Source organism: Pseudomonas sp. KT_2_4, assembly GCF_041410225.1.
Classification (GTDB): Bacteria; Pseudomonadota; Gammaproteobacteria; order Pseudomonadales; family Pseudomonadaceae; genus Aquipseudomonas; species Aquipseudomonas paracarnis.
On record NZ_CP166962.1, the window covers coordinates 1,490,285 to 1,502,735 of the forward strand.

13 protein-coding genes are annotated in these 12,451 nt (G+C 63.1%); 4 read left to right on the forward strand and 9 right to left on the reverse strand.

What is annotated here, in order from left to right; all coding sequences use genetic code 11:
- Positions 1-7 precede the first annotated feature (7 nt).
- Both AB9N64_RS06560 and AB9N64_RS06565 read left to right on the forward strand, forming a co-directional pair.
- A complete protein-coding gene (locus tag AB9N64_RS06560) occupies positions 8-514 on the forward strand; it encodes a sigma-70 family RNA polymerase sigma factor (RefSeq protein WP_014718963.1) in 507 nt (168 codons plus the stop codon).
- Positions 511-1,248 (forward strand): anti-sigma factor, encoded by a 738-nt coding sequence (locus AB9N64_RS06565; protein WP_014718964.1) that lies wholly within the window; start codon positions 511-513, stop codon positions 1,246-1,248. Before AB9N64_RS06560 ends, AB9N64_RS06565 begins: the two co-directional genes overlap by 4 nt.
- On the opposite strand, the gene AB9N64_RS06570 is transcribed toward AB9N64_RS06565, so the two are convergent.
- From AB9N64_RS06570 to AB9N64_RS06600, 7 genes are all read right to left on the reverse strand, one after another.
- Positions 1,245-2,165, reverse strand: a complete 921-nt coding sequence (locus AB9N64_RS06570) for a spore coat U domain-containing protein (protein ID WP_014718965.1) — start codon at positions 2,163-2,165, stop codon at positions 1,245-1,247. The genes AB9N64_RS06565 and AB9N64_RS06570 overlap by 4 nt on opposite strands.
- Positions 2,166-2,242: 77 nt before the next feature.
- Positions 2,243-4,591, reverse strand: coding sequence for a fimbria/pilus outer membrane usher protein (locus AB9N64_RS06575; protein ID WP_168224557.1), 2,349 nt, complete (start codon positions 4,589-4,591; stop codon positions 2,243-2,245).
- Between the two features lie 72 nt (positions 4,592-4,663).
- Entirely contained in the window at positions 4,664-5,452 is a 789-nt protein-coding gene (locus tag AB9N64_RS06580) for a molecular chaperone (protein ID WP_014718967.1), read from the reverse strand.
- A 26-nt stretch (positions 5,453-5,478) separates the two neighbouring features.
- A complete protein-coding gene (locus AB9N64_RS06585) occupies positions 5,479-5,967 on the reverse strand; it encodes a spore coat U domain-containing protein (protein ID WP_014718968.1) in 489 nt (162 codons plus the stop codon).
- A gap of 2 nt (positions 5,968-5,969) precedes the next feature.
- Positions 5,970-6,512 (reverse strand): spore coat protein U domain-containing protein, encoded by a 543-nt coding sequence (locus AB9N64_RS06590; protein WP_003192220.1) that lies wholly within the window; start codon positions 6,510-6,512, stop codon positions 5,970-5,972.
- A gap of 18 nt (positions 6,513-6,530) precedes the next feature.
- Positions 6,531-7,076 (reverse strand): spore coat protein U domain-containing protein, encoded by a 546-nt coding sequence (locus AB9N64_RS06595; RefSeq protein ID WP_371360065.1) that lies wholly within the window; start codon positions 7,074-7,076, stop codon positions 6,531-6,533.
- Positions 7,070-7,561 carry a spore coat U domain-containing protein gene (locus AB9N64_RS06600; RefSeq protein ID WP_198833309.1) on the reverse strand — a complete coding sequence of 164 codons (492 nt, stop codon included), beginning with the start codon at positions 7,559-7,561 and terminating at the stop codon, positions 7,070-7,072. The genes AB9N64_RS06595 and AB9N64_RS06600 overlap by 7 nt, the downstream gene beginning before the upstream one ends.
- Positions 7,562-7,751: 190 nt before the next feature.
- Here AB9N64_RS06600 and zapE point away from each other — a divergent pair, with 190 nt between their 5' ends.
- Positions 7,752-8,846: a cell division protein ZapE gene (gene zapE / locus AB9N64_RS06605; protein WP_371360066.1), complete on the forward strand. Its 1,095-nt coding sequence runs from the start codon at positions 7,752-7,754 to the stop codon at positions 8,844-8,846.
- 37 nt (positions 8,847-8,883) lie between these two features.
- Positions 8,884-10,182, forward strand: coding sequence for a protein kinase (locus tag AB9N64_RS06610; RefSeq protein WP_371360067.1), 1,299 nt, complete (start codon positions 8,884-8,886; stop codon positions 10,180-10,182).
- 122 nt (positions 10,183-10,304) lie between these two features.
- Here AB9N64_RS06610 and AB9N64_RS06615 read toward each other — a convergent pair whose 3' ends face one another.
- Positions 10,305-11,009 (reverse strand): YebC/PmpR family DNA-binding transcriptional regulator, encoded by a 705-nt coding sequence (locus AB9N64_RS06615; RefSeq protein WP_371360068.1) that lies wholly within the window; start codon positions 11,007-11,009, stop codon positions 10,305-10,307.
- A gap of 109 nt (positions 11,010-11,118) precedes the next feature.
- Complete coding sequence (locus tag AB9N64_RS06620) at positions 11,119-12,444, reverse strand: MFS transporter (protein WP_020302353.1); 1,326 nt, start codon at positions 12,442-12,444, stop codon at positions 11,119-11,121.
- Positions 12,445-12,451 lie beyond the last annotated feature (7 nt).

A 12,451-nucleotide genomic window follows, 5' to 3' on the forward strand; every position in this document is an offset into this window, starting at 1 on the left:
GACACCCATGCATGAACTCGACGAACAGTTACGCGAACTCATCCCCAGGTTGCGGCGTTTTGCCGTGTCCCTGACGCGCAACAGCAGCAGCGCCGATGACCTGGTGCAATCGACCCTGGAGCGCGCGATCGTCGCCTGGGCCGATAAACGTATCGAGGGCGACCTGCGCGCCTGGCTGTTTTCGATCCTCTACCGGCAGTTCCTCGACGCCCACCGCCGCAACCGCCGCTATGCGCGCATGCTCGAATTCTTCACCGGCCGCGATGACGTGCAACCTTCGGTAGAACGCACGGTGCTGGCCCAATCCACCCTGCAAGCCTTCGACCAACTGAACACCGAACAGCGCGCCCTGTTGCTGTGGGTGTCCGTCGAGGGCTTGAGCTACAAGGAAGTGGCCGAGATCCTCAAGGTGCCCATCGGCACCGTAATGTCACGCCTGTCCCGCGCACGCCAAGCGTTGCGTCAGCTCAGCGATGGCGAAATGGCCGGCCCTGCCCTGCGGAGACTCAAATGATCAGCCTGCCCCCCAGCGAACGCGATTTACATGCCTACGTCGATCACCAATTGCCGGACACTGATCGCTGTGTGCTTGAAACCTGGCTGGCCAGCCACCCCGAAGTGGCGGCCCGGGTACAGGCCTGGCAACAAGATGCGCAGTTGCTGCGCGCGTCGTTGAGCGGCGCCCTGCAACAGCCGCACAACCCGGCATTGGACCCGGCGCTGATTCGCCAGCGCATCAAGAAACAGTCCCGTCGGCACTTGGCCACGGCGGCGTTGTTGCTGATCGCCGTGAGCCTCGGCGGGGTTGGCGGTTGGCACGCCCGTGAAGCCACCCAGCCGCCACTGTTGCCGATGACCGACGCCATGCAGGCCTACCGCCTGTTTGCCCAGGACGGCATCATGCCCGCCGACTACAACGCTCAGGACCCTGGCACCATGCAGGCCTGGCTCGACCGTTATTTCAACCAGGCCCATCGCCTGCCCGACCTGAGCCAAGCCGGTTTCAAGCCGGTCAGCGGGCGCCTGCTCACCACCGACCAAGGCGCGGCAGCCATGGTGCTGTACCAGGACGCGCAAGGCCGGCGCATCAGCTTCTATATCCGCCCGCCGGGCCCGAACAACGGTTTCCTGCCTCGCGGCAGCCGCAGTGCCGATGGCTTGCAGGCCGACTACTGGTCGGGCGGCGGCTACAACTACGCGATGGTCAGCCCGGTGGATCAGGCCGCCGCGTTGCAGACGCCATTCTAGAAACCGACGTCCAGCACCACGTTATCCAGATAGGTGCCAGCCGGCGGCGTGGGCTGGTCGGTGTAGACCTTGGCGTTGTAGTTGTACACCTGGCTGCCATTACCCAAGCCGTTGCCGGGATTGACCTCGGCCGTGGAGCTGGCCCGCCGCGCCGCGCCGACACTGCCCCAACGCGTGGTGCCGGCACTTTTGAAAATGTCATAGGCCAGGTAATTGCCGCCGGAAACCATGCGCCGCCGGCCGCCGACACTCACCGGGTTCTGGCCATCGCTCAAGCCCACGGTATAGGCGCTGCCCTTGGTGCAGGCGATGTTGATGGTCTGCCCGCTCACCGCACTAAACCCACTGACCACCGGCGCGCTGCCGAAGCTGATATTCGGGGCGGTGATCTGGCAATCGTTGGTCACGGTCATGCTGACGGTCAGGGACGCCGTGCCGCTGCCAATGTCACGTCCCAGGCAAATGCCGCCAAGGCCGATCCCCGAGCAATAATTCCACACCCAGGCGATGCTCAATGTCTCGGTGTACACCCCGGCGGCGACGTTGCTGCCAGTGATGCTGCTCAGGTACAACGGCACAGTTTTCGCGCCGGGCCCGGCGATCAGGCCGATGCTCTGGGCGATGCCGCCAGCGCCGCCGAAATCGAATTGGCTGCCACGGGTGATGGGATAGCTGGTGCTGTTGTTGCCATAAATCGTGTAGCTGATCACATCACCGGTCGGCCCGACCATACCGGTCTGGGGCGAGGTGATCGTGGCGTAAAAATGGTCGGTGGACACCAGCAGCGATATCAGCGCCGAGGTGCAACTCAACCCTGAGTTGGCCGTAGAGCTGGTTTGCGCGGCGGTGCGCACCGTCATCGAACTGATCGAACCAAAACTGGCCGGCACGGTGGACACCACCGAACACGCCGCCATGGCCTGCCCGCAAAACAACAAACCCACGCCATACAACCCTACGCTGCCCCTCACCTGAACACTCCCTGTTCAATCCCTCATTGGCACACTAATGGCCCGATCAAGGGCACGTCCTGTTGCTGCTCGTCCATATCGAAGGTTGCCTGGCAGGTGCGGCCCTCTCCCAAAGTGACCTGCAAGGTGTTGTGGGCGCTGAGGTTTTCCAGGTACACCAGGCCATCCCAGCCGACCACCGCCTGGGTGTTGCTTTGCTCGTGCACCACCAGGCTGCCCAGCGGCAACTCCTGATGCTGGCGGTCCACCAGGGTGATGCTTGCAGCGAGCACCCGGCGCAGGGGGAATTCCAGCAGGTAGCCACTGCCTCGGCGCACCGACACGCGCTGTTCCACATTGGGGCTTTGCACATTCGCCGGTAGGTTCAACGGGTCGATCTCGTATTTGCCGCGGTAATAGGCACTGCTCCACGGCACCAGCAAATGGCCGTTGCGGTCGGTCTGGCCCACCAGCTGGTTTTCGTAGCGCACCGGAATCCCGGCAAAGCCCTGGGTGCTCACGACCACAAAGGCGTCATTGATGCGGTTGGCGGCAAAGGTTTCGCCGCCCATCCACACCAGTGAGCCGCTGGCATCGGCCCAGCGCGTCATGGCCTCGCTGCTGCCGTACACGCCGGCCTGCAACTGCACCGACTGCAAGCGCCAGGTCAGGTCGGCCTGTCGATAGCTGGGGGCATCGCCCTGGGCATAGCCGAGGTTGTAGCCCACCCCGCCTTCGCTGGGCACCGCGCGGCTGTAGTTGATGCGCTGGCGACTGGCGCCGTCCTTGCTGCGCTCGGTACTCAAGGCCAGGCTGCCGTTGAGGTCGAACGGGATGACCAGTTGCGCCTGCATGGCCCAGTTGCTGTCACCGATTTCGCGGTTGGCTGACAGATAAAAGCTGGTGTTGCGCCACAACGGTTTGCTCCAGCTCAGGTTGAGCAGGCGCGTGCGCGAGTCGTCCGCCGCCTGCACGTCGAAATAACCCAGGCCCAGGCTGCCGAAACGTTGGAGGTTGAGGCTCAGGGTCACCTGCTCGCTGCGCTTGCTGAGGCTGGCGTAAGGGGTATCGACCAGAGTCAGGTCGGCGTAGTCGTCGCGGCGCTCCACCCGTTGGTACATAAAGCTGTAGCGCGTGCTGTTGTACTGGTAACCGAGGCTCAGTTGCTGGCCCGTGCGGCTGTCGAACTGGCTCTGGCTGAGGGCGGTATTGAGCACGCCGAAGTTGCCCAGGCGCAGGTTGCCGCCGAGCCCGCCGAGGGTCAGGTCGCTGGAGGCTTCGGCGTGGCTTTCCAGGGTCAGGTTATCGGAATAGCCGTAGCGGAACGTGCCACTGGCCACGCCCGGCCCGTAGCCGAAGTCCCGCAGGGTGTAGTCACGGCGCAAGGTACCGGCGGCCAGCGAAAAATCCGTCAAGCCTTGTTGCAGCAAGGTGCTGGTGACGTAGAACGGCACCGTGGTCGACACTTGGCGTCCCAGGGCATCGGTGGTGACCACCACGGCCTCGCCGGCACCGTTGATAAACGGGATGTTGGTCAGGGTGTAGGGGCCGGGTTGCAACTGTGCGCTGTCGGATTTATAGCCGTTGATAAACAGATCCACCGACGACGGCACCGCCGCCTCACCGGCAAACTGCGGCAAGGGGTACGTGACCAGGTCGGGGCGCACGGCAAAGTCCCGCGACAGTTGCACCCCGCCCAGGCGCACCGAACTGCTCCAGGGCAGCGCGCCGCTGATCACGTCGCCAGCCTCGTAGGTCAGCAGGCGCTCATCGTCGGAGAAACGCCAGGTGGTGTCGTAACGTCGGTAACCATTGTTGAGGGTACCGCCGCTGACTCCGTCGGACAGGGTCTGGCGCAGTTGCCCGGTGTTGGACAAGGTGCCCCAGGTGTCGAACAGCCGCACTTCGTTCCACGCCGCGAGGTAACTGCCGCCGTCGTCGGTGTCATTGAAATACACGTCATAGTTGAGCAAGGCGCCGAAGCTGCTCATGGCCTGGGTACGCGGATAGGTATTGCGGTTGCCGATGAACTGTTCCTGCAGCCAGGAAGGCGGCACATCCAGCAGCAGGCGCTGGCCGTTGCTGTCGTAGTCGCTGTGCAGGCCCGGCACCTGGTCCAGGGCCACACTGCCGACGGGCTCACCGGGCAGTTTCATGCCCACGTCCTGCAACGCGCTGGCCGGCACAAACAGCTGGCCGGCGCGCTGCTCGACCGCGATAACGCGGCCGGTGTCCATCTGGTTGACCACCAGTTCCAGAAACAGCTGTGCATCGGCAACTGCCTCCATGCTGCCGGGCGGCGGCGGCAAGTCGCCCGCCATCGCTGCGCCCCACAGCCCGCTTGCCACTGCCACCGACGGCCATAAAACCCGAGCCCAACCACGACTCACCATGGCGTTGTGTCCTTCAATGGACATCTCCATCCTGTGAAAACCCGGGCGTGTGCCCGTTGCGCTACATAACGGTTAGCGCTTGGGCGCCAGGCTCTCCAGTTGCGGCGCGCCGTTGACCCTGACCTGCAACGGCTGGTCGGCCGATACGGCGTCCGGCACCGGCCAACGCATGCTCGCGCCCGGCAGCACATAGCCGAGCAAACCGTCCACCAACGGCCGGGTCTGCCCGCCCTGTTTGAATGACGCATCGGTAAGCCGCGCATGCACGGCGCCCTGGTTGCGCACCTCGATGTAGTTGCGCCCTGCCACGTTGACCTTTTGCCAGCTTAACTGCGGCTTGCCAGCGCCCTTGGGATCGCGCTGCCGGGTAGCGTCATCTTTGCTCCACAAGCCGGCGCCGTAGGCAAACAGCGGCACCGAATAACGCATCTGAAAGCGAATCGCCGCCGCCGTGTTCTTGCCCTCCGGCGGCGCCGGCACCTGCAACGCCGAGGGGATTTCATCAATGATGATGCGATAGGCCAACTCCTGCCCCGGCGGCACTTCCCGGGTGCGGGTCAGGCGCACCAGTTGCTTCTGGCCCGGCTCGATCTTGGCCACCGGCGGGCTGCCGATCACATCGCGCTGGTTCTGGTACTGCTCGTCAAAGCCATTCTGGCTCCAGGCAAACACGCGGATCTGCAGGTTGGCGGTCTCGGTGCCACGGTTCTCCAGCCACAGCGCGCTGGCCTGTTGGTCAGCCTCCAGCACCGGGTCGATGGGCCAGATCAGCACCGAACTGGCCGCCTGTACAAACCCTGCCGAGCACAACGCCCCCAAGGCGAAACCCGCGGTCCATAACCGTCGCAAAGCACAACCCATGACACCCCTCCTTAAAACCGTTAGCCCTACCACGTCAGCTGCACCTGCAGCGTGTCGCTGTACGTCCCCCCAGGCTGATTGCCCGGTAAAACCACCCGCCCGTAAATCGGCAGGCTGATGTTGCTCGCATCGCTGTAGGTCACGCTGACGCTCTGGTTGATCCCCAGGCTCTGGCTGAACGCCGCATCGCGAAACAATTGGTAAGCCACCCGCGCGCTGCCACTGTTGAGCTGCAAATTGCGCCCGGTGCTGCTGTACAGGCCGCCATCCACGCTCATGCTCAGGGCCACGCCCGGTGTGCATTGCAGGGTTACGCCGCCAGTGAGAGCCGCTGTGACCGTGCTGGTGGCCAGGGCCGAATAGCTGCCGTAGGCCAAGGTGCCGTAGTTGGCGCCGCCGCCCACGATCAGACAGCCCGGCGTGATGGTCGCACTCACCTGGAAGCTCTGGTTGACCACCGCCGACAGCGGCAACGGTATCGCCAGGCCGATGGCGAGCAACACCCTGGGCCACATCGTTAGAACGTCAGTTCCACGGCCACGGTGTCGGTGTAGGTGCCCGCCGGCAGTCCCGCCTTGCCCACCGCCCGGCCGTAAAGGTTGACGGTCTGCGCCACGCCGGTACTGGTGGCGAGGGTCACCACGCCGTCAATCGCCAACAGCGCTGAACGCCCGCTGTCAGTGTAGAAATCGTAGGGCACGAAGTTACCCACGCCATCGGCCAGCGCACGGGTGCCACCGGGGGAAGCACCGTCGTGGGCGCCGGCACGCACCTTGATCGTTGGCGCGGTGCCAGCCGAACACAGGATCGACAACGCCCCGCCGGTACCGGTGCCGCCGAGCAGCTGGGCGTCGGCATTGGTAAACAGGCTGTTGGTGGTGCCGAAGTTCAAGCTACCGAAATTCAACCCGGTGGCCGCCCCGGAGCCGTTGACTTGGCAACTGGCGATCAAGGTCAGGCTGGAACTGATCTGCCCGGTCACCGTGGTCGCCGCGTTCAGGCTGGACGCCAGCCCCAGGCCCAGGGCACAGAGGCCGATTCGCGATACAAGTACATGCATGATATCCATCCTCATGGTTTACCAATCCAGAGTCACCGTCAGGGTGTCTGTGTAGAGGCCGGCCGGTAGGGCCCTGGTATTCGCCACCACGGAACCGAATACCGGGATCGGTACCTGGGTGCCCTGGGTCACGACGAAATTGCGTTGCTGGCCGATCCTGTAGGCACTGCGCCCCTGGGGGTCAGCCGACAGTCGATAGGGAATGGTCTGGCGGCCATTGCTCAGGCGCCGCGTGGTCCCGTCGCCGTTAGCACCCCCGTCGATGGTCACCGTGAAACTGCTGACCACCGAAGGATTGCAGGACACCGACAGCGGCGCCTTGTCGCCATCGGAGATCGCCGCGCCCAAGGTCTCGTTCCACGTCGGCCCCTGGCTGCCAAAGTCCAACAGCGCGGTGCCGCCTTCGGGTGTGACCGGCGCGGTTTCCACGCCCTTGCTCACTTCGCAACTGGCGGTGATTACCAACCGCGCATGGACCTGGCCGTTGACCACCGCCGCCTGCGCGTCATCCGCCAGCAACAGCAGGCCACCCAGGACCGTCACGGCCAGGTAGCGGCTTACCATGTGACCGTGACCTTGAGCAGGTCGGAATAACGGCCGACGGCGGGGATGTCCTTGAGCGGTTCGATGCGCCCATACAGCGGCAGGTCGACAGAGCCGGTGTCCGGCACGCGGCCGCTGATCGGCACGTCCACCGGCAAGGGGATCAGCCGCGCGGCGTCGGCATAGATTCGATAGGGGATGGGCCGACTGGAGGGCGCCGGATTGGCGAGATAACGCACTTCGCCGACGCCGCCATGCAGGCCGCCGTCAACGCGCATTTGGTAAGGCGTGTCGGGGTTACATTCCAGGCGCGGCTGGCGCTGGCTGATCAGGGCCGCACTCAGGGGGCCGGCCGGGTCATCCAGACGCGGGCCGCTGCCGAAATCCAATACGCCAAGTTGCTCGATGCCCGCATTGCGGGTGGTGCCCACCAACTGGCAACCCCGCTGCACGTCGATGCGCACCTGCACCTGGAGTTGCGCAGCAAACACCGTGTTGCAGAGCATCGTGCCCATGACAGCCAATACCGACGGTCCCTTCACAGCCCCAATTCCTTATACAGGGGTGACAACTGTGTATGAGGTTAGCCAGTTAACGCGAAAGTGCCAGTTTGCAAGGCTTGGGGCCCTTCACTATTGGTCAAATGGCATCGGGCGTCCTACAGTGAGCGACCACCGTAATACAGAGTGTTTATTCTTGGCCGTGCTTGCCCTGCTCCAGCGCCTGCTGGGTAAAAAAACCGACGCCTCGGACGCCTCGCCTATCCCGGCGTATTTTCAAAAAAAGGCCGAACAACAGGGCTATACCCTCAGTGATGGGCAAATCCGGGCGATTACCGCCCTGAATCGCGAAGCTCAACACCTGCTCAACGGCCAGGCCACGCGCAGCCTGTACCTGCATGGCCCGGTGGGGCGTGGCAAAAGCTGGCTACTGGATGGATTTTTCCAGGCACTGCCCATCGCCGAGAAGCAACGTGTGCATTTCCACACTTTCTTCGCCCGGCTGCACCAAGGCATGTTCCTGCACCGCGGACATGATGATGCTCTGGGCGTCACGCTGGACGAGCTGCTGGCCGGCTGCCGAGTGCTGTGTTTCGACGAATTCCACGTGCACGACATCGGCGATGCGATGCTCATCAGCCGTTTATTCAAGGCCCTGTTCCAGCGCGGTGTGCTGGTGCTGGTGACCTCCAACTACCCACCCGAAGGCTTGCTGCCCAACCCGCTGTACCACGAGCGTTTCAAGCCGGTGATCGAGCTGATCGCCGCGCGCATGGAGGTGCTGGAAGTCAGTGCGCCTCAGGACTTTCGCAGCCTGGCCCAGGCCCACGCGCAACAGCGCTTCACGGGCGGCCAGTATGTCTGGCCAGGTACGGCAGGCCAGCGTGAAAACCTGGGCCTGCCTGCCACAGATTGCCCGGCGCAAACCCTGAAGGTCGGCACTCGGCAGTTAACGTGCCGAGGCCATCAGGCACGAACCATCGCGTTCACCTTCAATGACCTGTGCGAACAACTCACGGCGGTCATGGATTACCTGTTGTTGTGCCAGGACTTCGACCACTGGATCATCGACGGCCTGCCGCAGTTGGCCGAATGCCCCATCGCCGTGCAACAGCGCTTTATCAATCTGGTAGACGTGCTCTACGACCAGGACAAGCAACTGACGCTGATCGGCCATCAGCCCTTGGATAAATGCCTGGAAGGCCAAGCCATCGACCTCGCCCGCACCGCCAGTCGCCTGCGCCAATTGCAGACGCTGTGCCCGCAAACCGCGTCCGAGCCGCTATCATGAGCGCCTTTTACGCCCTCTTCCGAGCACCGCGCCCTGCATGAATACCCTCGCCCAACTCAAGGCTGGCCAATTGGCCGGCGCTACACGCCTGGACCTGGCCTGCGGGCTGACCGAGTTTCCCCGGGAAATCTTCGAACTGGCCGACTCGCTGGAAATCCTCAACCTCACCGGCAACGCCCTGAGCAGCCTGCCCGACGACCTGCACCGCCTGACGCACCTGCGTGTGCTGTTCTGTTCGGACAACGCCTTTACCGAACTGCCGCAATGCCTGGGCCAGTGCGCCAAGCTGAGCATGATCGGCTTCAAGGCCAACCAGATCAGCCAGGTAGCCGCCGCTGCCCTGCCGCCACAATTGCGCTGGCTAATCCTCACCGACAACTGCATCCGCCAATTGCCCGATGAACTGGGTCAGCGCCCGTTACTGCAAAAGTTGATGTTGGCCGGTAACCAGTTGACCGACCTGCCGCCAAGCCTGGCCCAGTGCCAAAACCTGGAGTTGATCCGTATCGCCTCCAACCGCCTCACCCAACTACCGCAGTGGCTGCTGACCCTGCCGAGCCTGACCTGGCTGGCCTACGCCGGCAACCCGGTGGAAATGGCCGTGCAGGTGAGCAGTGATGAGGCGACGCCGAACATCGCCTGGCAGGAACTGGACATGGGCGAAGTCCTTGGCGAAGGCGCTTCGGGGATTATTCGCAAGGCGCTGTGGAAACCCCGAGCGTTGCCGGTCGCGGTCAAGCTGTACAAAGGCACCATCACCAGCGACGGTTCACCGCTGCATGAAATGCAAGCCTGCATCGCTGCCGGCCTGCATCCCAGCCTGATCAAGGTTGAAGGACGCGTCGTCGGCCATCCCGATAACCAGGCCGCCCTGGTGATGGAGCTGATCGACCCCAGTTACCGCAACCTCGCAGCCCTGCCGAGCCTGGCGTCGTGCACGCGCGACATCTACGCCCCCGACACCCGTTTCAGCCTGGATGTGGCACTGCGCATGGCGCGGGGTATTGCTTCGGTGGCGGCGCACCTGCATCGGCACGGCATTACCCATGGTGACCTGTATGGCCACAATATCCTGTGGAATGCAGCGGGTGATTGCTTGCTGGGAGACTTTGGCGCGGCGTCCTTCCATGCCACGGCGGACACGTTGGAAACCCGTGCGCTGCAGCGTATTGAAGTGCGCGCGTTCGGAGTGTTGCTGGGGGAATTGTTGGAGCGGGTTGAGGCCAGTGACGAAGGCTTGCAGGCACTGCAACAACGCTGCTGCCAGCCGGATGTGCTGGCGCGGCCGAGCTTTGAAGAAATTGAGGTCTTGCTCGAATCTATGCAACACCACTAAACCAATGTGGGAGCGGGCTTGCTCGCGAATGCGGTGGAACAGCCAATACATCTGTTGACTGTCACACCGCATTCGCGAGCAAGCCCGCTCCCACAGGTTGACCGCGTGTACTCAGATAAACATCAGCCCGCCAGGCCGACAAACATATCCTGCACATCATCATGGTTGTCCAGGCCTTCCAGGAACGCCTCGACTTCTGCCATCTGCTCATCGGTCAAACCGCTGACCGGGTTCTTGGAGATATAACCCAGCTTGGCCGACAGCACGGTGAAGCCCTGCTCCGGCAAGGCCTTCTGCACAGCATCCAGGTCGGTGGTTTCGGTGATGAACAAGGTGGCGCCTTCTTCACCCTCTTCAAAGTCTTGGGCGCCCGCTTCGATAGCGGCCATTTCCGGATCAGCGTCCGGCGTGTCCGGCGATGCTTCGATCAGGCCCACATGGTTGAAATCCCAGACCACCGAACCGGAAGCGCCCAGTTGGCCTTTGCGGAAGGCCACGCGGATTTCCGCCACGGTGCGGTTGATGTTGTCGGTCACGCACTCGACGATCAAAGGCACCTGGTGCGGCGCGAAACCTTCGTAGGTCACGCGGTGGTATTGCACGGTCTCACCGAGCAGACCGGCGCCCTTTTTGATTGCGCGGTCCAGGGTTTCCTTGGGCATCGAGGCTTTTTTGGCCTGTTCCACCACCAGGCGCAGGTGCGCGTTGGTCGCGGTATCGGCGCCGTTGCGGGCGGCGATGGTGATTTCTTTCACCAGCTTGCCGAAAATCTTGCCCTTGGCATTGGCTGCCGCTTCTTTATGTTTGACTTTCCACTGTGCGCCCATGACTCACTCTCTTATTTCCATCGCGCCGAAACGTCTACTGGCCGGCGCTTTGGGGGCAGAGTTTATAGCGCGAGAACGCTTCGTTCCACCAAAAAACCGGCCAGGGTACTCAGGTGCGCAAGGGTTTGATCACCGCATTGCGGTCCGGCACAAAATCCCCCGCCTGGGCCAGTACGGCGGGCCTGGCATTCCAGTAGGGCATCAGCACCAACGAAGAAAACAGCGCCGCACCGGCAAACACGATAAATACCGTCACGGTATCGAAATAGCCTGGCAGCAAACCACCCAGAATCGCCCCCACCGAACCGCAGCCGTTCACAAAACCCGCGGCGGTAGCGCCGGCCTTGGCGGTGCCGAAGTCGATGGCCGCCGTGCTGCTGATCATTGAGTCGGGCCCATACAGCGTCAGCCCCATGACAAACAGCAACGTCATAACCAGCACCACACTGCCGGTGTGCAGCGCGCCCATGAAAAGCGCCAGGGCAACCGTCAGCGCCAACAGGCTCAGCACACAGGCGGGCATGCGCCGGGCGCCGAACAGTTTGTCGGAGGCCAGGCCGATCAACACTGGCCCCAGTAAACCAGCCAACTCAAACGCGGTGGGCACGATGGCGGCGCCGACCTTGCCCACCGACGGCATCTGCTCGTAGACGATCACTGGCCCCCACAACAGAATCGCGTAGCGCGCCGGCTTGAGCAGGAAGTACGCCAGCCCCAGGGTCAACACTGTGCGGTTACGCAGGATCGCGCGCAGGGGTTCGAGTACGCTGACGCGCTGCTGGGCGGCCAACTGCTCGGCGCTCAGCACCGGCTCAGGCTCGACTGCCGGCAAGCCCACATCCTGCGGGGTATTGCGCTGGAACATAAAGAACAGCACGGCCACCACCGCTACCACTGCGGCACTGGAAATAAACGCCGCATGCCAACTACCGATCAGCGTATAGGCCCACCAACCGGCAAACGGTGACGCGACCAATCCGCCGAACGCGTAACACGAACTCCATAACCCCAGCACCCGCCCACGCTGCTGGGCCGGGAAGAAACTGCCGAGGTTCTTGCACAGCCCCGACCAGCCAGTGGACTGGGCCAAGCCCTGTACCAACATGCAGGTAACAAAGATCGGCAAGGTGGCAAAGGTGCCCATCACCAGCGCTGCGCCTGCGGAAATCAGCAAGCCACCGAGCACCACCACCCGTGGTCCAAAGCGGTCGGCAAGCATGCCCCAAGTGAACTGGCCTACGGCATACGCGGCGAGGTAGAGGCCATCCAGGTTGGCCATCATCATTTTGTCGAGGGGGAAACTCGGGTCGTCGCCGATCCCCAGCTTCGCCACTGAAAACGCTTTGCGGGTGAAATAGAACGCGGCATACGCCAGCCAGGTGATGGCAAAAATCTGCACGCGCCAACGCTTGATGCTACCCATAGGGATATTCATGGTGGTT

Coding starts and splice junctions, on each gene's coding strand:
- AB9N64_RS06560 (WP_014718963.1), top strand. CDS start 8: ATGCATGAACTCGACGAACAGTTACGCGAACTCATCCCCAGGTTGCGG.
- AB9N64_RS06565 (WP_014718964.1), top strand. CDS start 511: ATGATCAGCCTGCCCCCCAGCGAACGCGATTTACATGCCTACGTCGAT.
- AB9N64_RS06570 (WP_014718965.1), bottom strand. CDS start 2,165: ATGGCGGCGTGTTCGGTGGTGTCCACCGTGCCGGCCAGTTTTGGTTCG.
- AB9N64_RS06575 (WP_168224557.1), bottom strand. CDS start 4,591: ATGGTGAGTCGTGGTTGGGCTCGGGTTTTATGGCCGTCGGTGGCAGTG.
- AB9N64_RS06580 (WP_014718967.1), bottom strand. CDS start 5,452: ATGGGTTGTGCTTTGCGACGGTTATGGACCGCGGGTTTCGCCTTGGGG.
- AB9N64_RS06585 (WP_014718968.1), bottom strand. CDS start 5,967: ATGTGGCCCAGGGTGTTGCTCGCCATCGGCCTGGCGATACCGTTGCCG.
- AB9N64_RS06590 (WP_003192220.1), bottom strand. CDS start 6,512: ATGCATGTACTTGTATCGCGAATCGGCCTCTGTGCCCTGGGCCTGGGG.
- AB9N64_RS06595 (WP_371360065.1), bottom strand. CDS start 7,076: ATGGTAAGCCGCTACCTGGCCGTGACGGTCCTGGGTGGCCTGCTGTTG.
- AB9N64_RS06600 (WP_198833309.1), bottom strand. CDS start 7,561: ATGCTCTGCAACACGGTGTTTGCTGCGCAACTCCAGGTGCAGGTGCGC.
- AB9N64_RS06610 (WP_371360067.1), top strand. CDS start 8,884: ATGAATACCCTCGCCCAACTCAAGGCTGGCCAATTGGCCGGCGCTACA.
- AB9N64_RS06615 (WP_371360068.1), bottom strand. CDS start 11,009: ATGGGCGCACAGTGGAAAGTCAAACATAAAGAAGCGGCAGCCAATGCC.
- AB9N64_RS06620 (WP_020302353.1), bottom strand. CDS start 12,444: ATGAATATCCCTATGGGTAGCATCAAGCGTTGGCGCGTGCAGATTTTT.